Annotated in this window: 20 protein-coding genes; 15 read left to right on the top strand and 5 right to left on the bottom strand. The window is 40.9% G+C overall.

Annotation, left to right across the window (positions count from 1 at the left end):
• Positions 1 to 12 precede the first annotated feature (12 nt).
• The gene (locus tag KP78_RS04265) at positions 13 to 1,653 is read right to left on the bottom strand and encodes a sensor domain-containing diguanylate cyclase (protein WP_041086595.1); all 1,641 of its coding nucleotides are present in this window, start codon (positions 1,651 to 1,653) and stop codon (positions 13 to 15) included.
• A 233-nt stretch (positions 1,654 to 1,886) separates the two neighbouring features.
• Here KP78_RS04265 and KP78_RS04270 point away from each other — a divergent pair, with 233 nt between their 5' ends.
• The gene (locus KP78_RS04270; protein WP_041086596.1) at positions 1,887 to 3,092 is read left to right on the top strand and encodes an NAD(P)/FAD-dependent oxidoreductase; all 1,206 of its coding nucleotides are present in this window, start codon (positions 1,887 to 1,889) and stop codon (positions 3,090 to 3,092) included.
• A gap of 130 nt (positions 3,093 to 3,222) precedes the next feature.
• Here the strand turns inward: KP78_RS04270 and KP78_RS04275 are convergent, their stop codons facing one another.
• Entirely contained in the window at positions 3,223 to 3,882 is a 660-nt protein-coding gene (locus KP78_RS04275; protein ID WP_041086598.1) for an HAD family hydrolase, read from the bottom strand.
• Between the two features lie 119 nt (positions 3,883 to 4,001).
• Here KP78_RS04275 and thiW point away from each other — a divergent pair, with 119 nt between their 5' ends.
• Positions 4,002 to 4,511: an energy coupling factor transporter S component ThiW gene (thiW, locus tag KP78_RS04280; protein WP_041086600.1), complete on the top strand. Its 510-nt coding sequence runs from the start codon at positions 4,002 to 4,004 to the stop codon at positions 4,509 to 4,511.
• Positions 4,512 to 4,665: 154 nt separating this feature from the next.
• On the opposite strand, the gene KP78_RS04285 is transcribed toward thiW, so the two are convergent.
• Entirely contained in the window at positions 4,666 to 5,007 is a 342-nt protein-coding gene (locus KP78_RS04285) for a four-helix bundle copper-binding protein (RefSeq protein WP_041086602.1), read from the bottom strand.
• A gap of 149 nt (positions 5,008 to 5,156) precedes the next feature.
• Between KP78_RS04285 and KP78_RS04290 the strand changes: the two genes are divergently transcribed.
• From KP78_RS04290 to KP78_RS04330, 9 genes are all read left to right on the top strand, one after another.
• Positions 5,157 to 6,527: a sensor histidine kinase gene (locus tag KP78_RS04290; RefSeq protein ID WP_041086604.1), complete on the top strand. Its 1,371-nt coding sequence runs from the start codon at positions 5,157 to 5,159 to the stop codon at positions 6,525 to 6,527.
• A complete protein-coding gene (locus tag KP78_RS04295; RefSeq protein ID WP_041086606.1) occupies positions 6,527 to 7,198 on the top strand; it encodes a response regulator transcription factor in 672 nt (223 codons plus the stop codon). The genes KP78_RS04290 and KP78_RS04295 overlap by 1 nt, the downstream gene beginning before the upstream one ends.
• Before the next feature lie 25 nt (positions 7,199 to 7,223).
• A complete protein-coding gene (locus KP78_RS04300) occupies positions 7,224 to 8,117 on the top strand; it encodes a F510_1955 family glycosylhydrolase (RefSeq protein WP_157841440.1) in 894 nt (297 codons plus the stop codon).
• Positions 8,118 to 8,548: 431 nt separating this feature from the next.
• The gene (locus KP78_RS04305) at positions 8,549 to 9,580 is read left to right on the top strand and encodes an amidohydrolase family protein (protein ID WP_041086608.1); all 1,032 of its coding nucleotides are present in this window, start codon (positions 8,549 to 8,551) and stop codon (positions 9,578 to 9,580) included.
• Positions 9,581 to 9,631: 51 nt separating this feature from the next.
• Positions 9,632 to 10,354, top strand: coding sequence for a metal-sulfur cluster assembly factor (locus tag KP78_RS04310; protein ID WP_235420832.1), 723 nt, complete (start codon positions 9,632 to 9,634; stop codon positions 10,352 to 10,354).
• A gap of 61 nt (positions 10,355 to 10,415) precedes the next feature.
• Entirely contained in the window at positions 10,416 to 10,988 is a 573-nt protein-coding gene (locus KP78_RS04315) for a DJ-1/PfpI family protein (RefSeq protein WP_041086609.1), read from the top strand.
• Between the two features lie 90 nt (positions 10,989 to 11,078).
• Entirely contained in the window at positions 11,079 to 12,203 is a 1,125-nt protein-coding gene (locus tag KP78_RS04320) for a CdaR family transcriptional regulator (RefSeq protein ID WP_041086611.1), read from the top strand.
• 109 nt (positions 12,204 to 12,312) lie between these two features.
• Positions 12,313 to 13,719 (top strand): glycolate oxidase subunit GlcD, encoded by a 1,407-nt coding sequence (gene glcD, locus KP78_RS04325; protein ID WP_041086613.1) that lies wholly within the window; start codon positions 12,313 to 12,315, stop codon positions 13,717 to 13,719.
• A 2-nt stretch (positions 13,720 to 13,721) separates the two neighbouring features.
• Entirely contained in the window at positions 13,722 to 15,053 is a 1,332-nt protein-coding gene (locus KP78_RS04330) for a (Fe-S)-binding protein (RefSeq protein ID WP_041086615.1), read from the top strand.
• Between the two features lie 43 nt (positions 15,054 to 15,096).
• On the opposite strand, the gene KP78_RS04335 is transcribed toward KP78_RS04330, so the two are convergent.
• On the bottom strand, positions 15,097 to 15,558 hold the full coding sequence (locus KP78_RS04335) for a DinB family protein (protein WP_041086617.1): 462 nt from the start codon (positions 15,556 to 15,558) through the stop codon (positions 15,097 to 15,099).
• A gap of 596 nt (positions 15,559 to 16,154) precedes the next feature.
• Here KP78_RS04335 and KP78_RS04340 point away from each other — a divergent pair.
• From KP78_RS04340 to KP78_RS04355, 4 genes are all read left to right on the top strand, one after another.
• On the top strand, positions 16,155 to 17,078 hold the full coding sequence (locus tag KP78_RS04340; RefSeq protein ID WP_041086619.1) for an MBL fold metallo-hydrolase: 924 nt from the start codon (positions 16,155 to 16,157) through the stop codon (positions 17,076 to 17,078).
• A gap of 188 nt (positions 17,079 to 17,266) precedes the next feature.
• Positions 17,267 to 17,497, top strand: a complete 231-nt coding sequence (locus tag KP78_RS04345) for an excisionase family DNA-binding protein (RefSeq protein WP_041086621.1) — start codon at positions 17,267 to 17,269, stop codon at positions 17,495 to 17,497.
• Between the two features lie 56 nt (positions 17,498 to 17,553).
• A complete protein-coding gene (locus tag KP78_RS04350; protein WP_041086623.1) occupies positions 17,554 to 18,765 on the top strand; it encodes a hypothetical protein in 1,212 nt (403 codons plus the stop codon).
• A 239-nt stretch (positions 18,766 to 19,004) separates the two neighbouring features.
• Positions 19,005 to 19,865 carry a VOC family protein gene (locus KP78_RS04355; RefSeq protein ID WP_041086625.1) on the top strand — a complete coding sequence of 287 codons (861 nt, stop codon included), beginning with the start codon at positions 19,005 to 19,007 and terminating at the stop codon, positions 19,863 to 19,865.
• Here KP78_RS04355 and KP78_RS04360 read toward each other — a convergent pair.
• Positions 19,862 to 20,650: an NAD-dependent epimerase/dehydratase family protein gene (locus KP78_RS04360; protein WP_052474557.1), complete on the bottom strand. Its 789-nt coding sequence runs from the start codon at positions 20,648 to 20,650 to the stop codon at positions 19,862 to 19,864. The genes KP78_RS04355 and KP78_RS04360 overlap by 4 nt on opposite strands.
• Between the last annotated feature and the right edge of the window lie 35 nt (positions 20,651 to 20,685).

Consider the following 20,685-nt stretch of genomic DNA (forward strand, 5'->3'; position numbering starts at 1 on the left):
ATAGACTGCTTGCTATTTTGCCTGCTTTTGATAGAACGTAACTTGATTTTTTCCATTTTCTTTTGATACATATAGGGCCTGGTCTGCATAAGAAATCAGCGTATATGGATCTTTGTCGTCTTTAGGGTAAACTGCCGCTCCAACACTGCATCCAATCTGGACCGGTGTTCCTTCAATGATGAATGGCTCATTTAAAGAGGCTACAATGAGATCAGCAATATTTTTGGCATTGTCCATAGGTCCGCCTTCTGAAGAAGGGACTAATAGGATGAATTCATCTCCCCCAATCCGGGAAACAAATGAGTCGCTATCTGCAATTGTATTCAGTCTATTCGCTACCTTTTGTAATAATAGGTCGCCTGTCCGATGACCGAGTGTATCATTCACTTTTTTAAAGCCATCTAGATCAAGATATAAAAAGGTGAGTGTTTCATTATTTTTTTTGGCTGCCTCAATATATCGACCTGTATACAGCTCAAGGGCAATTCGATTTGCAAGTCCAGTGAGATGATCGTGGTAAGCGATCCCTTTCATTTTGATCAGATTTGATTCTGTTTTTCCTAATGTAGTAATTAAGTCCTGTAATGAGGATGATAGTTCTTCAATGTCCTTTATTCCTTTATATTTTGGGATTTCAAGGTTTTCACCGCTTCTTAGCCGTTGAGCCGTCTTGGAAATTTGATGGAGCGGTTTTGAAATCCTGCCAGCTATGATCCATCCACCCAAAGCGAAAATAATAGCAGAAATACCTCCTGCTATTAAAATAAACTGACGCAATTCCAAAGCGGACGCAAAGGCAGCGGACTCAGGCTGACGAACTAAAACGATCCACTTTAGACCAGGATAATCCTGGTATCCAGCACCGAAAGAATAGCCGGTTAAATAATTCTCACCGTCCGGCCATGTTTCGAGCATATATCCGTGTTTTCCAGTACGAGCCTGTTCAACGCTTTCAAGTGAAATACTTTCTCCAATCATATCCTCAGGACCGAGAAGTACAGTATTTCCTTCTGAGCTGATCACAAAGACCTCGACTTGATCATTTGCTTCATTCGATAAAGAATTAAGAATAGAGTTTTGTACTTCTTCTGCCCATTTCCAGCTTAAATGAGTCGCAAATACGCCTGTAAATTCATTATTTTCGTTATATAGAGGCGTACTGATATCAACAAACTTCATCGGTTCGCCGGTAGGATTCGGCAAAAGGTTTGACAGTAATAATGTCCCATGAACATCCCCAATAAATGCTCCGTCCAGTGCTCCTTTAAATAACGAGAGCTCTGAAATGTCTTCTCCTTCCAAAATCCCATCAGAAGAAGCCTGAACAATTCCTTCTGTATTTGTAATTCCGACCCATGAAAAGGCGCTGATGGTGTCAGTGAATTCGTCTAGCAATTGTTGTGTTTCGCTCGAGGTGCGAGCCATGTCTATTGTATTTAAATTACTTACAATATTCACTTCGCTATAGCGGGACCACATGTAGCGATCTAATTTATCACTCATTTGAAAAGCAGTGCTTGAAAGAGTGTTTCCTTTTTCATTTTTTAACTCATCTGTGGCTAGTTGTGTAATGCCGATACTCAGGAGCAGTGCAAAAAGTATGATAAACGCAGCAAAAATCAAACTCCAATAGGTTCTGAGATTCATTCTCATAATTGATCACCTTCAAGAAAAGAGATAGGTAAAATGAAATGAATCAAATTACTTGCTGATTATACCAGAGATGAACATTACTGCGAAGGGTCCTATTATTCTCAATCTGAGAAAAAATATCCTTTAAACAAAAAGAATAAGATTGCAGCATGAGCTGAATAATAGGCTCCCTAGGGTTTACCTTTTGCTGCAAGTTGGGTATAGTTCTGTCACTAGTCAGGGAGGGATCTTTCATGGATTTGAGTTTACATAGAGGCGAATTATATTGGCCGGAAACAGTGGATGAAGTACCATCCTATCCTGCTCTTGAACAGGATCTTACATGTGATGTTTTAATTGTTGGAGGAGGCATGGCCGGAGCTCTTTGTGCAGAAGCGCTGTCACACACCCCGTTAAAAACCGTACTCGTGGAAAAACGAACGGTTGGAGGCGGGAGTTCATCAGCTAATACAGGGCTATTACAGTATTCCAATGATAAAATGCTCCATGAATTTATAGAGGAGCTTGGTGAAGAGAAGGCGGTCCGTTTTTATAAGCTGTGCTTGCAGGCGGTGGAAGACCTCCAAAAAACAGCTGGAACATTTTCAATGCCAGCATATTTTGCGCGCCGTCCCAGTCTTTACTATGCCAGCGATGACAATGATGTGTCAAAGCTAAGAAAAGAGTACGAAGCATTAAAAAAACATGGATTCGAAGTAGAGTATTTAGAAAAAGATCGAATTAAAGAACTCTTTTCCTTCGAAAAGCCAGCCGCCCTTCTAACCCATGGGGATGCGGATGTAAATCCTTTTCAATATATCCATGGGTTAATGAACTTGGTGCATACGAGAAATGTTGAAATTTATGAGAATACAAGCGTGAAAGAAGCAGGGATTGATAAAGAATATATTTATTTTTCAACAGATAAAGGCAGGATTGCTGCAAAAAAGGTCATCTACTCAACAGGCTACGAAACCATCCCGTTTGCGGAAAAATTAGGTGCGGAGCTTAACCGAACCTATGCCATCGCGACTACTCCTGTAATTGATCTTACGAACTGGGCATACCGAGCGCTCGTTTGGGAAACAAAACGCCCTTACTTCTATATGAGAACGACAGAAGATGGTCGGATCATAGCAGGCGGTTTGGATGAAGATAAAATGGAAGCACCAGTCAATAAAGAAATTATTAAGGAACGTGGAGAGCAGCTTCTTCAGAGGGTCAAGGAGCATTTTCCCAAATACGAGCTGGAGGTTTCTCATACGTGGTCAGCGAGTTTCGGAGAATCAGATGACGGTTTGCCGTTTATAGGTCAGCACCCCGACAATGAAAAGATTTATTACTGTCTTGGCTTTGGCGGTAATGGCACAGTCTATAGTATGCTGGGAGCTCAGATTTTAAGCGATTTAATTCAGGGGAAAGAGAACGCAGATGCGGAAATCGTGCGATTGGATCGGTGAAGTAATGTATCTTGTAAATTAAAAGTAAATTAAAAGGCGGCCAGCTTAAAAAGTGGCCGCCTTTTTGAATTAATTCATCCACTCTATTATGTACCCTCCTGCTTTTAAAAAAACCGCACTCTGTTATGCACTAAAAACGTTCTAAAATCCCAAACAGCTCTTCCAGCTCGTCAATTTCCGCATCCGCCTTTACATTTTGGCTAAAAGAATGCTTCTTCCAAACAGCCTTCATGCCAACAAGTTGAGCCGCTTCGATATCATTTACCGGATGATCGCCGACATAGACAGCTTCTTCTGTCTTTACATTTAGCCGTTCGAGTGCTCTTTGAAAGATGATCGGATTGGGTTTGGCACAGCCTTCTTTTTCCGAAATGAGAATTTCCTCAAAAAACGGTTCGATTCCTAAGCCTCGTATAGAACGCGTTTGCATGATTTCCAGGCCATTTGTGATCATACCGAGCTTAAAGCCTTTTTCTCTAAGCGATTGAAGAGTAGAAACCATTCCTGGAAAAGCGATGCAGCTCGCCTGAAAATGATCCAAATAGTCTTGAAGCAGCAGTTCGCTTGTACAGCCTTGAATGCCAAATTCATCAACCATCTGGGTATAGACTTTAGCTTTCCAAACATATCCATGATCCTCTAACTCAATAAATCGTGCAATATAGCTTTCTTTAGGAATGGATTTTAGCCAGGGGTGAAGACGCTCATACTGTCGTTCAAGAAAAAAGATGACAGATTTATCCCGGTCAAGCAGAGTCCCGTCAAGATCAAAAATAACGGACTTAATCAAGCAACGTCCCCCTTTCAAAAGTGAAGAGCTGTATTCAATGTATCTCTCTCTTATGTTACCATACTTACAGAACCATACAGAATAGGTAAAGATTTAGATGGCTTGAGGGGAGAGAGAACATGCAAAACACCCGATTATTAACTTTAATGGCACTGTTTATAGCGATTGCAGTAGTAGGTGCAGCCTTTGTTTGGTTTCCTGCAGGAGTGGCAAGAGCCTATCCAATTCAGCACGCGGTAAATGTGATTGCAGCGGTTATGCTCGGTCCGATTCCCGCTATCATCATCGCCTTTGTGACGGGTCTTGTACGGATTTTAACGGGAACCGGGTCACTGCTCGCGTTTCCGGGGGGAATGATTGGGGCACTGTTAGCGGGATTATTTTTCAGTAAAACAAAACGGTACTATATGGCCTCGGTTGGTGAAGTCATTGGGACAGGCCTTATTGCACCATTTTTTGCGGTTCCATATGCAAGTATCCTGATGGGGACCTCAGTTGGCGCGTTTTTCTTCTTGCCTCCATTCTTCGTCAGCAGTGTGACGGGTGCAGCGATCGGGCTTCTCTTAGTGACTCGCTTAGCGAAGAGCGACCGTCTAAGCGATTTAACAAAACGAGCCTATACAAAGTAAAAAACCATAAAGAAAAGACGGGTTAACAATCTTTTCTTTATGGTTTTCTAACCCAGATAATTTAGCTATGTGAAAGTCCATTGTTGATTTTTGCACGGTGTTGATTGGAGCGAGTGCCTGAAGCGGAAATCAACTGGCACGTTTAACAAAGCCATTAATTTAAAGAAGCGACCATTTCTTCACACGCTTCAGCACAATTTCTGCATGCTTCTGCGCACTGCTTGCAGTGCTCGTGATCATGCTTGGCACATTCATCAGCACAAGCAGCACATATCGTTGCGACGAGCTGGCAAATTTCTTTTACGTGAGGACTATTTGTTTGCATTGCCGTAATCGCCAGCTGGCAAGCATCTGCACATTCACGGTCCAAGCGAATGCACCCCGTCATCATTGATACATCTTCTTCCTCCAGACAAGACCTAAAACAGTAATTACATGCCTCTAAACATTCTAAACAAGCTTCGATACATTTTTCATATTGTGTTTGCAGCTGCATTCATCATTCCTCCTTTACTATTTTATTGCTCATTTTCCCATCTTCCGGCACACTAAACGTAATCATAAAAAGTCCTGAAAAGATCCATAGTTTCTGCATAATTTCTGCACAATTATTCGCTACACTGAAGACAGAGAGAGGGTAGCTTGGTGAATAAAATCTCAATAAAAATAAGCCTGTTGTATTTTTCGATCATGTCTGTGATTCTGCTTGTTTCGCTTGTTGTTATTCATGAGAAAATGGTTGATGGACAGGTTCAGACTGAATTGGACAACCTGTATCAGCGAGGCAATAGCCATAGTGAAGTACTTGAAAGTCATTTTGATGAGGAGACACAGGACCATATTGTACTGATGGAATCAAAAACGACCACAGATGTCATGATCCTGGATGATGAGAAACGGGTGATAAGCTCTTCTGTTCAGCCGAATGATGAAATAGAAGAGATTTTGAATAGAGATATCAGTGAAATGGGACTTTATGGGGGAATCATTGCCGCTGATTGGAGAGAGCAGCCCTATATTGCATCGGTTAGCCCTTTTGTAAGACAAAATAATGATGTTGGCTATGTGTATATGTTTAAAAGCACAGGTCGCCTGCAAGCATTGATTGCAGCGCTGAACCAGCACTTTTTTATTTCAAGTTTGATTATGTTTGTCTTTCTTTTTATTAGTATGTTCTTTTTATCAAGGGCGCTTACACGTCCGCTTCTTAAAATGACGGAAGCCACAAAAAGGCTTAGCAAGGGCGATTTTACAGTGGATCTTCCTGCTGCGAGCAGGGACGAATTAGGAGAATTGTCAGCAGCGATTCAATTGCTCGCAGATGATCTTCATCGTCTGCAGACGAGCCGAAGGGAGTTTTTAGCGAGTATCTCGCATGAACTGAGAACACCGTTAACGTATATAAAAGGCTATTCCGATATTGTTTCAAAGAATCATATAAATGATGAAGAGAGAGAACAGTATATAGACATTATTAAAGAAGAAACGGAAAAGCTCAGCAAGCTGATAAAGGATTTATTGGATTTAGCCAAGCTTGATCAGCATGAGTTTTCCATTCAATTGGATGAGGTGCCATTAATGACAATGCTTGAACGTGTAGCAGGCAAGGTTCGGCCCGCTTTTCAAAAGAAGCAGCTTGAACTGGTGATTACCGGCTCGGGCGATATTAAGGCAGTGGTTGATCCAGTACGATTGGAGCAAGTGCTGCTTAATTTATTGGATAATGCACGAAAATATTCTCATCAGGGCGGAAAAGTAAAGATTTCCGTTGTAAAAGAGGACAAGGTTCATCTTTTCATAAAAGATGAAGGGATTGGCATTCCGAAAGAAGACCTTCCATATATTTTCGAGCGTTTATTTCGAGTGGATAAATCGAGAAATCGTGAAATGGGCGGCACCGGTCTCGGGCTTTCAATTGTTAAAGAGCTGATCGAGGCGCAGGGCGGAAAAATTAATGTTCAAAGTGATCTTCAAAAGGGCACCACTTTTGAGTTGATTCTGGAAGGAGAGCTGTGATGAAAACGATTTTGCTCGTTGATGATGAGGAAAGAATGCTTGATCTATTATCGCTTTATTTATCACCGCTCGGCTTCCACTGCATCAAGTGTCAATGTGGAGAGAAGGCAGTGGATTATATAAAGCAGCAGTCAATAGACGTGGTTTTGCTGGATGTGATGATGCCGATAAAGGATGGCTGGGAAACATGTCAGGAAATCCGGGTATTCTCTGAGGTGCCGGTTATTATGCTTACCGCCCGTGGGGACAAGGAGGAGGTTGTAAAAGGACTGCGTTTAGGGGCCGATGATTACATCGTTAAACCGTTTGATGAAGAAGAGCTTGTAGCAAGAATCCAGGCGGTCGTGCGTCGTGCTGCTTCTGTTGAAACCAAGCAGGTAATATTCAGTGATTTGATCTGGAACGAGGATTCTCATGAGCTTACATCTTCCGGGAGAAAAATATTGCTGACACCGAAGGAATTTTCGCTGCTTGGCTTATTATTAAAAAATCAAAACCGCGTATTTTCTCGTGAGCAGCTGTTATCTGTCGTATGGGGATATGGCTCGATCACGGATGACCGCACGATTGATTCCCATATACGAAACATACGTGAAAAACTGAGAAGCAGTGGATTTCCAGTGGATGATTATTTGCAAACCGTGTGGGGAGTCGGATATAAGTGGGTTTAAACGAAATAGTTGGAGGAACGTAATGATGAAGTGGAAACCAGTCTTGGCGCTTATAACAGGTGCATTGCTGCTCGGCGCATGTGCTGCAAAAGAAGAGGAAACAAATTATTTTACCGAAAACGACGAGGTCCATATTGAGCATGTTCATGGTATGGGATTTATTGGTGATGACCTGCTATTAGCAACTCACGACGGGTTAGTGAAGTTTTCGGATAATCAATGGTATGAAACGACAAGAAATAAACATGATTATATGGGATTCACAGCTATTGAAGGAGGATTTTATGCTAGTGGGCATCCTGAACCGGGCTCAGATATTGAAAATCCGCTTGGGCTTGTAAAAAGCACGGATCTTGGAGAAAGCATGGAGCAGCTCGCATTTTATGGAGAAACAGACTTCCATTACCTTGCTGCCAGCGCTAAAGGCAAAGTGATTTATGGCGTTCTGAGTGAAGCCAATAGTGAGCTCACGCCAGGAGTATATTATACAGATAATGAAGGGAATAGCTGGAATGAACTGCCGTTAAACGGTTTAGCGGCAACATCTTTACGCGCGATCGCCGCTCATCCAACAGAACCAAATGTTGTGGCGCTTGTCTCGCCGGAGGGGCTATTTTTGTCAGAGGATTACGGCAGCAATTTTACGCAGATCTCAGATGAAGAAGGGATTACATCGCTTCATTTTACAGAAGATGCATTGCTGTTTTCACTTGTAAAAGAGGAGGGTGTTACCTTTCAAGAGTTTGACTTAGCTTCCGCTTCTCAGCAAGAACTCAGTTCCATTGCGTTAGATGAGGATGCTGTCAGCTATATCTCAGCGAATCCTGCGAATCTAGAAGAGGTATGGGCCATCACATTTGAACATGTATTGCTGAAAAGTAAGGATGGCGGTCGGACATGGGAGCATATGTCTCATTAAAGAACGTCAGCTAGTTTATTGTGTTTTTTTACAAAACTGGACAGCATGAATAATAAATAGAAAAAATACCAGTAGAAAGTCCTCTTATTTTATTCTATGGTAATAAATAAGAGGACTAGTTTTATAAATAAAAGAAGGAACTTAATAGAGGAATAATTAAAAGGCTGTCGAATAAAGGTATATAAAGCGTTGTTCATATTTGTTCAATAGCACAAAAAATGAAAGCGGATACATATTAAATTTTAGATGAATCTATATATCAATCCAGGTTCCTCCTTGTTATAATTTAAAAAATTAGAATTTTCACAAAAATATCCCGGTTGCAGCGTTGTGGTGAATCTTTAAAAACATTAATGAAAGCGTTTACTAAATAAAGCATATTAGACATGAAGAAGCGAAAATTCATTATTACGTTTTAAGGAGGAAAAAGAATGTATAAGACCGAAAGCGGAGAAGAGATTTTTGTTATTGACTCGCATATTGCACTTTGGGATGGAAGTAAAGAAAATCAGTTGAACATTCACGGGGATCAGTTTATCAGCTGTTTTTATGATTATCATAAAAACCTGAGTCCGAAAGAGTACCTGTGGCCAAAAGAAAAGTTTTTAAAATATGATTCCGAAACTTTAGTCAATGACGTTATTGTCAAAGGGTATGCGGATATGGCGATTTTTCAGCCAGTATTTTTAAATGAATTCTATAAAAACGGCTTTGGTGATTTTGATGCAAATGAAGCGATCGCTAAACAATATCCAAATCGTTTTATCTGCAATGGTACGCTTGATCCTCGGCACGGTAATCGTGGTTTAGAAGAACTGGAAAAAAATAAAGAAAAATATAATTGGCAAGGTGTCAAACTCTACACAGCAGACTGGGTTGGGAACTCAAAAGGCTACAAGCTTTCTGATCCAGCAGCACAGCGCTATTTAGAGAAATGCCAGCAGCTAGGAATTAAGAATATTCATATCCATAAAGGTCCTACTGTCACACCTTTAAACCGTGATGCATTTGATGTGGCTGATATTGATGATGCAGCGAGCTCTTTTCCGGAATTAAACTTCATCGTTGAGCATGTTGGATTGCCTAGACTAGAAGATTTCTGCTGGATTGCGACACAAGAGAAAAATGTGTATGGCGGCTTGGCTGTAGCCATTTCATTTTTGCAGACACGTCCGCGCTATTTTGCTGAAATTATTAGCGAATTGCTGTACTGGATGGATGAGGATCGCATTCTTTTTGGAAGTGACTATGCAATTTGGGAACCGAAGTGGATTGTTGAGAAATTTGTTAACTTTGAACTTCCTGAAGATATTCAGCAGGAAACGGGCGTTACTTTTGATTTGAATGTGAAAAAGAAGATACTCGGAGAAAATGCAGCTAGACTTTACAACATCGATATCGAAGCACAAAAAGAGAAGCTAAAAGACTGCGAGCTTTCAACACGCAATGTGGCTGCCTACTAAAAGTTCTTTAGCGGAATGACTTTCGTCCACTCATGGGGAGGTGCGTCAGGTTTGATAAACAAAGAAAAACAGGTTTATGAAATGCTTGATAAAGTGTACGATCCTGAATTAGATCAGCCTTTAACGGAATTGGGTTTTATTGACCATATCAATATTCAAAACAATGAAGTTGAAGTCATTTTCAGACTGCCAACATATTGGTGCTCTCCTAACTTCGCTTATATCATGGCAGAGGATATTCAAAAATATGTGTCTGAATTGCCATGGGTGAATCAAGTTAAAGTGAATTTGGTTGATCACTGTGCATCTGATGAAATCAATCAGGGAGCTTCAGAGGGAAAACGGTTTAGCGAATCGTTCAGCGGGTTATCTGATCAAGACCGCGATCTTGATGAATTACGCAGAACGTTCCAAATTAAAGCGTATTATGCAAGACAGGAAAAACTAATCAAACATTTGATTAAAACAGGAATATCTAAAAGCGAGATCATCTCAATGCCGGTGCAAGGTTTATTAGCACTACCTCTTTCAGCAGAGGGGCAATCACTTAAAGAGCGATATCTTGAGAAAAAAGAGAGCCTAAACCACTCAAGTGCTTATGCCATTACAACGCCTGAAGAGGAAGTGATAAGTATAGAAGGTTTTGATGATTATTTGTTAGGTGCAAGAAGGACCAGATTAAGCATGGAGTTTAATGGGCATTATTGCAGAGGCTTACTGGAAGCCCGCTACGATTTGCCTTCAACGAATGAGACTGTTGCATTAAAAAGATAGCTGTGATTCATGAATACATGTGTATTCTTGAAATAAATTCAAAAAGGATAGGTGATCAACTATGACTAAAAATGTACTTATTGTAACTGGTGATGCTGTAGAGGCTTTGGAGGTTTTTTATCCTTATTATCGCTGTCTGGAAGAAGACATTAGCTGTACAATCGCTTCACCTGTAAAAAAGAAGCTTCAAACGGTTGTCCATGATTTCCTTCCTGAAATGGAAACCATCACAGAAATGTGGGGCTATAAAATTGATTCACATGCTTCCGTTGATGATATTGACCCTGCAGACTTTGACGGGCTGATTATTCCTGGCGGACGAGCGCCAGAATATATTCGTATGAATCCAAAGGTACAGGAAATTACGGCTCATTTCCTAAAAGAGGATAAGCCGCTTGGCGTCATCTGTCACGGACAGCAGGTACTTACGCCGGTTCGTGAATACATTAAAGGACGTGAAATGACTGCTTACATCGCATGCCGTCCTGAAATTGAAGCAGCTGGGGCTATCTATATTGAAGAACATTTGCATGTAGATGGAAATCTTGTAACTGGACATGCTTGGCCGGATCTGCCTGGATTTATGAAAGAATTCTTTAAAATTTTAAATGTAAAAGAAGAAGCAAAAGCTTAAAATAATGATTAAAGACTGTGAGGTGATAAATGATCTCACAGTCTTTTTTATCATTTGTTTATTATCTCTTAATGTGAGGTGTGATTCTTTTTGCAGCTTGTTCCTGAACTTTCTAAAAAAATTATAAAAGAAGTACAGCTGGTTATGACTGAAAATATTATTGTCGTAGACGAACGCGGCATCATTATTGCTTCTACGGATGAAGGCAGGATTGGAACCTTCCATGAAGGAGCAACGATCGTCATGAAAACAAAGCAGAAGTTGTACATTACGAAAGAAAAAGCAGAAAAGCTTGAGGGAGTAAAGCCTGGGATAAATCTGCCGATCACATTTGAAAATGAAGTGATTGGCGTGATCGGAATCACGGGGATTCCAGTGGATGTAGAGCCCTTTGCAGAGATCATCAGGAGAATGACTGAGCTCATCATAAGAGAGGCCAGTCATATCGAGAAAAAGGAATGGGAAACAAGAGGGCTGGAATCTTTTTTCTATGAGTGGATTTACACCAATAAAGTAGATCAAGAATTTATTAATCGAGGGCATATTCTTGGTATACATATCGATACTCTCTATCTATGTGTGTTTTTTCAATTTGATCTTACACTTTCAACGGAAGAACAGCAGCATATACAAGGGCAAATGATCTCCTGGTTTGAAAAGAAATTTCCGAAGAATAAAAATGATTTTATTGTACGCTGGGGGCATGGCCGATTTATCCTTTTTTTAGATGCAGGGAATCGTCCATCGTTGAAAAATTTATCTTTCGAATTAGAGAGATGTCAACAGTATTTTAAAAATCAGTACCAAGCTGGGTTGGCAATAGGCGTTGGCAAATCAATCGAACACCATAATGTATATAGATCTTACCAAGAGGCTGAAAAGGCACTTAAAGTAGCAGTTAAATCACATAAAATTGTTTTTTACGAGGAACTAATTCTTGATATTGTGCTGGAAGAGGTGACACAGCCTACACGTGATGAATTTACGGATCGCGTGCTCTTAGCCATCCGTCATGATTATGAATTATTAGAAACGCTAAAGGTATATTTTTTAAATAACCAATCACTTAAAAAAACAGCGGATGACCTCCATGTACATATAAACACGCTGCATTATCGTCTGAAACAAATTAAGGATCTGACAGGAATTGATCCAAAAAAAGCAGAAGGGATCACCTTGTTTTATATCGCGCTTTGCTTTTTAGAGTTGAGATAATCACACAAAAAATACGATATGAAAACGCTAACTTTTGTATTTTCATCCATAGTTATGCAGCTATTTTCTCTTTATAATAGATACAAAGAGAAAGAGGGGAGAGTTCTCAATGCTGGATCCATCCATAAGAGACCAATTAATTGGGATTGTAGGAAAACAGAACTTCAATGATTCAAATGAAGCGAAGCTTGTCTATTCCTACGATGCAACACCAAACTTTCAATCCTTACCAGATGCAGTGATTATGCCTGAAAATAAAAATCAAATTCAATCAATCTTAAAAATATGCAGTGAAGCAGGAGTTCCCATTGTACCAAGGGGCTCTGGAACGAATTTAAGCGCAGGCACATGCCCGACTGAAGGTGGAATCGTTCTTACCTTCAACCGTATGAACAAAATCTTAGAGATCGATGAAGATAATTTAACGGTTACCGTTCAGCCCGGTGTCATCACGCTTGATTTGATTAAAGCCGTTGAAGCAAAAGGGTTATTTTATCCACCGGATCCGAGTTCAATGAAAATATCAACCATTGGCGGCAATATCAATGAATGCTCGGGGGGCTTGCGTGGGCTGAAATATGGCGTGACGAAGGATTATGTCCTTGGGCTTGAGATTGTTTTATCAAATGGAGACGTCTTGCGGACGGGCGGAAAGCTGGCAAAGGATGTAGCGGGATATGATTTAAACAATTTATTTGTAGGTTCTGAAGGAACACTTGGCGTGGTTACAGAAGCAATTTTAAAGCTGATCCCAATTCCTGAAACAAAGAAAACATTGTTGGCTCTTTTTCAGGATATGGACGCAGCAGCCAAAACCGTTTCGGCCATCATAGCCAATAAAATCATTCCTGCAACACTTGAATTTCTTGATCAGCCAACATGTAAAGTGGTGGAGGATTTTGCAAGGGTAGGCTTACCGACAGATGTAAACGCTGTCTTATTAATAGAGCAGGATGGTCCGCCTGAAGTAGTTGAACGCGATATTAAAGTGATTTCTGCGATTTGTCGAGAAGGCAAGGCTGTTTCTGTGAAAATTGCTCAGTCTCTAGAAGAAGCAGAAGCGTTAAGTACAGCAAGGCGGTCTGCGCTATCGGCACTTGCCAGACTAAAACCGACAACCATTCTTGAGGATGCGACGGTTCCGCGTTCGAAAATTAGTGAAATGGTACGAGCAATTAATGAAATTGCTTTAAAATACGATTTGAGAATCTGTACATTTGGTCACGCTGGAGACGGAAATTTGCACCCTACCTGCTTAACAGATGCTCGGGACACAGAGGAAATGCACCGGGTAGAGCTGGCTTTTGAAGAAATATTTGAAAAAGCCATTTCGCTCGGCGGGACAATAACTGGCGAGCATGGCGTTGGCGAAATGAAGTCACCTTATTTGGCCTGGAAGATTGGAGAAGAAGGGGTAGCAGCAATGAAGGCAATCAAGTATGCCTTGGACCCGAAAGGAATTATGAACCCTGGGAAAATCTTTGCCAAAGATACGCGTAAGAGGGTGGTGCTTTAATCATGAACCAAAAAATAAAGAATGAAATTCAACAGGGGTTCAAAGAACGATTAGACTACGATGAGCTCATGAACTGTATGAGATGCGGGTTTTGTTTACCATCGTGTCCAACCTACGGACAAACGGATCAGTATGAAGCCGCATCTCCAAGAGGAAGAATTGCCTTGATGAAAGGGGTCGTTGATGGAATCATCGAGCCTGATGAATCGGTTGAAAAGCAATTAAATCTTTGTCTTGGCTGCCGTGCCTGTGAACCGGTTTGTCCATCTGGTGTAAAGTATGGACATTTGCTAGAGGAAGCACGTGATATTATTCAGCAGAAAAAGAAGCATACATGGCCAGTACGCGTGCTAAGACGTGTTGTGTTTGATGAGCTGTTCCCTCATAAAAAACGAATGAAGCGGGTCCATTATTTCCTATCATTCTATCAAAAAAGCGGTGTGCAAAAGGCTGTACAAAAGAGCCAGGTGCTAAAGGTGCTCCCTGGGAACCTGGCACAGATGGAAAAAATTCTTCCTAATGTTCCTAGCAGAAAAGAAATGAAAGATCGTCCAGCTTCACTTCCAGCAGAAGGCACAGCAGTAAGAAAGGTAGCCTTCTTCACAGGCTGTTTAATGGATACGATGTTTAATCAAACAAACAATGCGACCATCCAGCTTTTGCAAAAGGCCGGCTGTGAAATCTTAATCCCACAGCAGCAAGGCTGCTGTGGTGCATTGCATGCACATGGGGGAGAAAAAAATACAGCTAAGCGTTTGGCAAAACAAAATATTGAAGCATTTGAAGCATTGGAAGTAGATGACATCATTTTAAATGCAGGGGGCTGTGGCGCCATCCTCGTTGAATATGATCATTTATTGAAAGACGACCCAGAGTGGAAGGAACGTGCAGCAGTATTTTCAAGAAAGGTGAAGGATTTCTCTGAAATTTTAGTAGAGCAGAATTTCATAGATAAAGAGCTTTCACTGTCAAATCAAGTGATTACGTATCAGGATTCCTGCCACTTGCGCAATGTGATGAAAACGTCCGGTGCACCGAGAAGATTGATTCATGCAATTGAGGGAATAACATTTAGAGAAATGGAACAAGCCGATCAGTGCTGCGGCTCAGCTGGGATTTACAACATCACGGAGCAGGAAATGTCGATGCAAATCCTTGATTATAAAATGAGCAAGGTGAAAGCAACGCATGCTCACACAATCGTTACGGCGAATCCTGGCTGCCTGCTGCAAATGAAGCTGGGCATACAGCGTGAAGGCATGGAGGATAGTGTTCGAGCTGTACACCTAGCGGATTTATTGCTTGAGGCCGTGAATAACGAAGGAAATCTATAGAAAAGAAGGAGCTGTCCTGTACGTTAGGGACCGCTCCTTCTTTTCATTTTGCGCTGCTTACAAAAAACGGCAGCTCTTTTGCACCGGTTAAACGAGCATAGGTGAACAATTGTCCTTTATGATGAATTTCATGGTCCTTGGCACCTTCAAGCAATGCGATTCCCGGCATTTTTGTGCCATGGAAGTCTACAAGCTGCTCCAGCTGTTCTTCAGTAAGTGATTCCAGCTCAGTGATTGTTTGCTCTGTCTCCGCTTGAAGAATCGTTCTCAGGTCTTCGACCGTTTCAAACGACTTTGGAGCTGGAGGAGGTGTAAATACGCCGCTTTTTACCGTATTTACAAACATTCCCATTGCACCTGAGATATGCAGTACAAGCTCAGATAGCGACATCGCGTTATCCCAAGGTTTGTAATGCAAATACTCATTGTCCACGGTATTCAGTAATTCAAGCAATGCTTTGCGATGGCTCAGCCAGCTGGTGATAAATCCGTCTATTTTTTCCATGTGTTGTATTCCTCTCCTTCTTAACCTAGCACAATATTATTGTAAAGTAGATCGTTGCACGATACAAAAAAGAAGTACTTGTCCTCTCGTTAAGATACTAAGACTATTAAAAAAATTACCCGATTGTTACCCTGTTCGTCACGGCATCCGAATCGTTTTTTCACCTCATAATGATTTGGTTCATTCACTCTAGATGGGCCAGGTCCGTATAGCCTAATAAGTAAAAGAAGGACAGAGGATGTAATAACAATCCATTCTGGTGAAATCCGATCGTATAAATAACTGTACAATAAATCTGAGCCATTTGCCCTCTTTAGCGATAATGATGCATCATATGGTTATGCTCTATTTATCGCAGCGCATTATAATAACAATCGTACAGGAAATCATGACAAAACGGTGCCCTTCTTGACGAAATCGAATATTTAGCTGAAAAATCTGGCATCGAAATGAATGGTTATTATTATTTAGTATGCAGAGCAGGCTTTACTAAACGTCTCTTCATTTTCGCGAACGCCTTATTACAAATATATAGAAGAAACCGTTGAATTGGTTAGAACAAGCTTAAGAATGTTAAGAAATGGGAAGGTGCAGTGATGGGAAGAAAATATACAAATCTTGATAACGTTTCAACCTTAAAAACATTTAGCGAACTGCTTGCTTGGCGCAAGGAGCGTGCTTCAAAGGAAAAGGATCTTTCGTATCAGGTTCCGCAAGAGGAAGAAAAGCAGCTTTCATTTTTACAGCAAAATCGGTTAGAAACAACGATCACTTGGATCGGACATGCGTCCTTTTTACTTCAAGTGGATGGAGTGAATATCCTGTGTGATCCGGTTTGGGCCGAGAAAATGGGATTTGATCGAAGGCTGGCAAAGCCAGGTCTTGCTTTGGGCGAGCTGCCTCAGATAGATGTTGTGCTTATTTCACATGGCCACTATGATCATTTAGATATGCCTACGTTAAATAAGCTTGCAGGCCCCCCCCTTTTTTTAGTGCCGGAGGGTATGAAGAGGATGCTCAAAAGAAGAGGCTTTAAGCGTGTGATTGAGCTTCGCTGGTGGGAAAAGCAGCAGGTGTCTTCCATTGAAATTTCCTTTGTACCAGCCCAACATTGGACAAGGCGCGCGCTCTTTGACACGAATCGTTCGCATTGGGGCGGATGGGTGCTACAGCCAAAGGATGAAAAAGCGATTTATTTTGCTGGAGACAGCGGCTATTTTAGTGGTTTTCAAGACATTGGTCAGCGTTTTGAAATTGGCTATGCACTTTTGCCTATTGGAGCGTATGAGCCGGAGTGGTTCATGTCTTCACAGCATACGACGCCGGAAGAAGCGATTCAAGCATTTCTTGATACAAATGCAGATACCATGATTCCCATGCATTACGGTTCTTTCCGGCTTGCAGACGATACTCCGAAGGAAGCGCTTGATCGGTTATATGAGGATTGGCAAAAAAGAGGGCTTAATGCAGACAATCTGCGTGTTTTGCTCCATGGTGAAACGGTCCGTAGTAATAAGTGAATTAAAGATCACCAAGAGCTGTCGAGTGAAGGTACTCGGCGGCTTTCTATGTGATTGCTTACAAAGATCACATGAAAAATTTACCGTGTGGAATAAACTGCATTATTCAGTGCAGTTTTATTATAAAAAGAGTATAATTACCTATATAATGAAAATAAATTAAGACATAAGAAGGATGTAAAGAGAATATGTATTTAACCATAAAAGAAACAGCAGAATATTTATCCTTACCTGAATCAACCATTGCCCAGCTTGTACAGCAAAAACGAATTCGTTCTGTCTATGATGGAGAGCAATATTTAATTAATAAAGATCAATTTAACGATCATTTAAAGCAGGTAGAAAAGGCAAAAATGCAGCTGGAAGAGTGGAAAAATGAGCCGATCCCTGAAAGTGTGGAGGTTAAAGATGAGGATTAATTTTCACTGATACCTTCGAAGCCAATTAATTAACTAGAAAAGGTGGTGACTTAGTCGTGACGATCCTTGAAACATGCAATGAGGTTTTAAAAAGAATAGATCAAACGGAATGGCAGTTGATCTGGCCTGGTTTTAAACCGGTTGCCTTTTGTTTGTACAATGAGGAGAAGGCGTATCTATTTAATCATCCAATGATTGTTTCAGATCAGGAAAGCTTTTACTCATTTGACAGGGAGAAGCAATTTGTAGGAGATACGTTGATCCTGTATAAAGATTATCCAACTGCAATTGTAAATGTTGATAAATATGATTGCCCGAATCATATTTATTCAATATTAGTTCATGAGCTGTTCCATGGCTATCAATCAATGATGAATGATAAGAGATTCCCAGATGAACTACAAGGTGTGCGCTATCCGCTTTGTCTCAAAAATATAAATTTGCGATTGAAGGAAAGGTCCAATCTCTATAATGCCTATATGGAAAAAGACCCCAACAAGAAACGTGAACTCCTGCAAACATTTTTGAGCTATCGTGAGCAGAGAAAGGGCCTGTTAGATGATGTTATTGAATATGAGTTTTTCGTTGAGACATTTGAAGGACCAGCATGGTTTGCGGAGGTAAAGGCGTATCAACAGGTTAGCAGCAGTCCTCTTCTCGAGGTGTTAAAGCCTTATCGCGAGGCTTTTTTTGATTATTCAGGGTTGAACCTGCATCACCGTAGAAGTTGCTATAGCTCGGGGCTTTTTTTATGTCTGATTCTTGAGGAAATGGCCCCAGGGTGGGAGGTGGCATTTATGCACTCACATCATTCATTAAGCGATTTTTTTATGCAGGCAATTGGACTTGAAGTTAAAGAAGTAATTGGGTTGGATTTATCAATTTTGCCGGAAGCAGAACTGATTTATGAAGCAGGAAAACTTGAAAAACATAAAAAATTTGCAGAGTTTTATCAGAATGGAAGTTTTCAATTAATCATAGAAGGCAATATGCGCGCCACTTTTTTTGATCCGATAAATATGATTTGCATAGAGGATCAAGTTTTACATCAATACTTCATTGAAATCAGCATTAACGGTAAAGACTATTTAATTCATCAGCCTGCGTTAGTGCGGTTTGACAATAATATGCTAGATGTGAAGGAGCTCCATGTGAATTTAAAATGGAAGCCGGTCTTCCATCATGGAATGCTCTTTATTGATGAGATCGGTGAGATTAAAGGAGAGTACGCAGAAGATGGCTCGTCGTTCTATTTGACTGTTCAATAAAAGAAGGCTTTTATGCAAAGAGGAAACAAAATGAGGTGTTCCTTATAGTGGGGGAACGCTTTTTATTTTGGCTCGGAACGATATTGTTTGCATTCTGAAAAATGGTTGAAAAAAATCATCTTGAACGATCGTGATCGTAAATGAAGCTGAATGATTCCCTGATCAAACCATTAGCGTTGGATTACATTTATGAGAAGTTCAATTGTTTTTGAGAATCTTCCAGATCGAGGAGGAATAAAATGACACAGGTAATTCATCCACAAACCGAACTTGGAACCGTCACGTTAATAATTAAAAACTTAGCAAGATCCATTACCTTTTACAAGGAAGTGATTGGCTTTGAGGTGCTTGAGCAGTCAGAAGGGCATGCTGCACTAACTGCAGATGGAAAAACGGTGCTGATTGAGCTTGAAGAGCATCCAGATGCCATCATATTACCGCCAAGATCTACTGCTGGTCTGTATCATTATGCGATTTTGCTGCCTGATCGAAAGTCACTTAGCTTGGCGCTCCGTCATTTGAGCAAGCGGGGGATTCGCATTGGGCAGAGTGATCATTTAGTGAGTGAAGCGCTTTACTTATCGGACCCAGATGGCAACGGAATCGAGATTTATCGTGATCGTCCAAAAAGTGGATGGGAAAAAGATCAAAGCGGAAACTACGTAATGGCAACAGATCCTTTAAACATTGAAGATTTACTTGCAGAAGCTGGAGAAGAAGAGTGGCAGGGGCTTCCTGAAGGGACAACGATCGGACATATTCACCTTCATACAAAGGATCTCGAATCTGCAAGAGAGTTTTATTGCCATCTCTTGGGCTTCGAACCGGTGGGAGACTATCCATCGTTCCGGGCTTTATTTATTGCGGCGGGTGGCTACCACCACCATATCGGTTTAAACATTTGGGCGGGTATAGGGGCTCCTGCCGCATCTGCTCATGCAACAGGACTGAAAGTGTACACGATTGTTCTTCCGGATGGACAGGAGCTTGCTACCCGTGTAGAGATATTGCGTCAGGCAAAATACGAAGTAAATGAGCATGACGGCGCCTTTTTTGTTACCGATCCTGCTGGTATCTGCATTAAGCTGATTTCGCGTTAACCCACGGCATCTTTTTTAACAAAATCATGACCTCCGACGTATAATCGATCATTTTCGTGATCGAACTCGTCGGGGATTTCTTTTTCATAATCCTCTGCATTATCCTGGGGAGCATAGCCTAAAGGATTGTCAGGCTCAACTGTAAAAAACGACCGAGTATTGTTTGAAATTCCGTATATCGTTACAACCGAGTCAATTGTTGCTGTGATTGATTTTTGAAAGAGCTGAATCAGATCATTGTAGCTCAGCCAATTATATAATTGGCCTCGTGAAGTAGGCTTTTCTTCCGCATCACAAATACGTACATTGATCACTTCAAGACCGAATTTATCTGCATAAAGCTTTCCAAGATTTTCACCGTACACCTTACTTAATCCATAGAACGTATCAGGTCTTGTTTCTGAATGAATATCATACGGTCGATCTGTGGCTTTAAGAAAACCTACCGCGTGAATACTGCTCGCATAAACGACTCGTTTAACACCTGTGCGTCTTGCTGCTTCATATATATGATAAGTTCCGCGAATATTGGCATCGAGAATTTCTTCAAATTCATGTTCAACTGGTAAGCCGCCAAAGTGGAGCACCGTCTCAATATCATACTCCTCCATGATGTTTAAAATAGCGTCAAAATCATTTAAATCTGCTTCAATAAATGGAATATTTTCTGGTAGTTCCTCATTCTTACTCCGGTTTGTTAAGACTAAATCGAACTGGTCGGACAGCGCCTTAGTTAAAATGGTTCCAAGCCCGCCAGCAGCCCCCGTTAATAATACTTTTCCCATTAAAATCGCCACCTTTTGTATTGATAATGTTCTTT

Origin of the sequence: Jeotgalibacillus soli (assembly GCF_000829435.1) — a bacterium.
GTDB classification, from domain to species: domain Bacteria; phylum Bacillota; class Bacilli; order Bacillales; family Jeotgalibacillaceae; genus Jeotgalibacillus; species Jeotgalibacillus soli.

What these genes read in the sequence shown, in the direction of transcription:
- KP78_RS04265 (WP_041086595.1), bottom strand. Translation starts at nt 1,653, where the DNA reads ATGAGAATGAATCTCAGAACCTATTGGAGTTTGATTTTTGCTGCGTTT.
- KP78_RS04270 (WP_041086596.1), top strand. Translation starts at nt 1,887, where the DNA reads ATGGATTTGAGTTTACATAGAGGCGAATTATATTGGCCGGAAACAGTG.
- thiW (WP_041086600.1), top strand. Translation starts at nt 4,002, where the DNA reads ATGCAAAACACCCGATTATTAACTTTAATGGCACTGTTTATAGCGATT.
- KP78_RS04285 (WP_041086602.1), bottom strand. Translation starts at nt 5,007, where the DNA reads ATGCAGCTGCAAACACAATATGAAAAATGTATCGAAGCTTGTTTAGAA.
- KP78_RS04295 (WP_041086606.1), top strand. Translation starts at nt 6,527, where the DNA reads ATGAAAACGATTTTGCTCGTTGATGATGAGGAAAGAATGCTTGATCTA.
- KP78_RS04300 (WP_157841440.1), top strand. Translation starts at nt 7,224, where the DNA reads ATGAAGTGGAAACCAGTCTTGGCGCTTATAACAGGTGCATTGCTGCTC.
- KP78_RS04305 (WP_041086608.1), top strand. Translation starts at nt 8,549, where the DNA reads ATGTATAAGACCGAAAGCGGAGAAGAGATTTTTGTTATTGACTCGCAT.
- KP78_RS04315 (WP_041086609.1), top strand. Translation starts at nt 10,416, where the DNA reads ATGACTAAAAATGTACTTATTGTAACTGGTGATGCTGTAGAGGCTTTG.
- glcD (WP_041086613.1), top strand. Translation starts at nt 12,313, where the DNA reads ATGCTGGATCCATCCATAAGAGACCAATTAATTGGGATTGTAGGAAAA.
- KP78_RS04330 (WP_041086615.1), top strand. Translation starts at nt 13,722, where the DNA reads ATGAACCAAAAAATAAAGAATGAAATTCAACAGGGGTTCAAAGAACGA.
- KP78_RS04335 (WP_041086617.1), bottom strand. Translation starts at nt 15,558, where the DNA reads ATGGAAAAAATAGACGGATTTATCACCAGCTGGCTGAGCCATCGCAAA.
- KP78_RS04340 (WP_041086619.1), top strand. Translation starts at nt 16,155, where the DNA reads ATGGGAAGAAAATATACAAATCTTGATAACGTTTCAACCTTAAAAACA.
- KP78_RS04345 (WP_041086621.1), top strand. Translation starts at nt 17,267, where the DNA reads ATGTATTTAACCATAAAAGAAACAGCAGAATATTTATCCTTACCTGAA.
- KP78_RS04355 (WP_041086625.1), top strand. Translation starts at nt 19,005, where the DNA reads ATGACACAGGTAATTCATCCACAAACCGAACTTGGAACCGTCACGTTA.
- KP78_RS04360 (WP_052474557.1), bottom strand. Translation starts at nt 20,650, where the DNA reads ATGGGAAAAGTATTATTAACGGGGGCTGCTGGCGGGCTTGGAACCATT.